Origin of the sequence: Micromonospora sp. D75 (assembly GCF_018070405.1) — a bacterium.
Taxonomy (GTDB): domain Bacteria; phylum Actinomycetota; class Actinomycetes; order Mycobacteriales; family Micromonosporaceae; genus Micromonospora; species Micromonospora chalcea.
Map to the genome: position 1 here is coordinate 1 of NZ_JAGPXV010001011.1, position 1,197 is coordinate 1,197.

General features: G+C 74.2%; 1 protein-coding gene and 1 pseudogene. Both read left to right on the top strand.

What is annotated here, in order from left to right:
* A pseudogene (locus KBX39_RS31570) lies at positions 1-458 on the top strand (homoserine kinase); the annotation flags it as partial.
* Between the two features lie 335 nt (positions 459-793).
* Positions 794-1,197, top strand: a 404-nt coding sequence (locus tag KBX39_RS31575; protein WP_210874074.1) for a Rho termination factor N-terminal domain-containing protein, incomplete at its 3' end; no start/stop codon positions are given.

Genomic DNA, 1,197 nt, shown 5'->3' on the forward strand with positions numbered 1-1,197 from the left:
GGCCCAGGTTGGCGCTGGGCCGCCACGACGACGTCACGGCCGAGGTGACCGGCGGCGGCGTGCGAGTGGCGGTCACCGGCGAGGGTGCCGGTGAGCTGCCGGCGGACGAGCGGCACCTGATCGTGACCGCCATGCGGGCCACCTTCGACGTGCTCGGCGCGCAGCCGGCCGGCCTGGCGCTGGAGTGCGAGAACCGCATTCCCCAGGCGCGTGGGCTCGGCTCGTCCTCGGCCGCGATCGTGGCCGGGGTGCTGGCGGCCCGCGCCCTGGTTGCAGACGGCGAGCAGCGGATGGACGACGACGCCGCGCTGCGGTTGGCCGCCGAGTTGGAGGGGCATCCGGACAATGTCGCGCCCTGCCTGCTCGGGGGCTTCACGATCGCCTGGACGGAGCCGGGCGGCGCGCGGGCGGTGTCGCTGCCGGTGGCGCCGGCCGTGCGCCCGACCGTCTTCGTACCCGCCGAGCGGGGCCCTGTTGCCGCAGGTCGGAAGAGTTGATTACGCTCTAGACCTAGCACAGCCGCGAAGCATGCGATCTTCCTGCGGTTCGGCGCACCCCCGAAGCTCTCGGCGGTCAGCCCGTCACCCCTGCCCAAGGCCCACGCCGCACCGCAGTTTCCACAGGTCGCCGCAGGCGGCGAGACCTGCTCACCGATGGTGGTGAGTCGGGAAACCACCGGCTGCTGTGTCACAGACTCCCGCGACGCGTCCATGCGAGGCGGGTGCACCGAGGCCGCCCGGCCACCTGGCTCCACGACTCCGGGCAGCTCCGGCCTATCGAGGGAAGGAATCCATTGAGCGACACCACCGACGTGACGTCGGATGTTTCCAACGTCGCTGGCGATGCCACCACCGCCGCCCCCACGCGCCGCCGCCGGAGCGGCACCGGCCTGTCGGCCATGCTGCTGCCGGAGCTCCAGAGCCTGGCCGCGTCGCTCGGCATCTCTGGTACGGCCCGCATGCGCAAGGGCGAGCTGATCAGTGCCATCACCGAGCGGCAGCAGGGCGGCGCCGCCGCCGGAACCCCTCGACCGCGCGCCGAGGTAGCGGCCGCGGCTGCTGCTCCCGCCCGTGAGGAGGTGCACGCGGAGGTCCGTGAGGAGCGGGCCGAGGCGCGCCCCGCCGAGCAGGCGCCCGCCGCCGAGGCGACCGAGGGCCGTACCCGTGGTCGCCGCAGCCGGACTGCGGCCGCGACCAC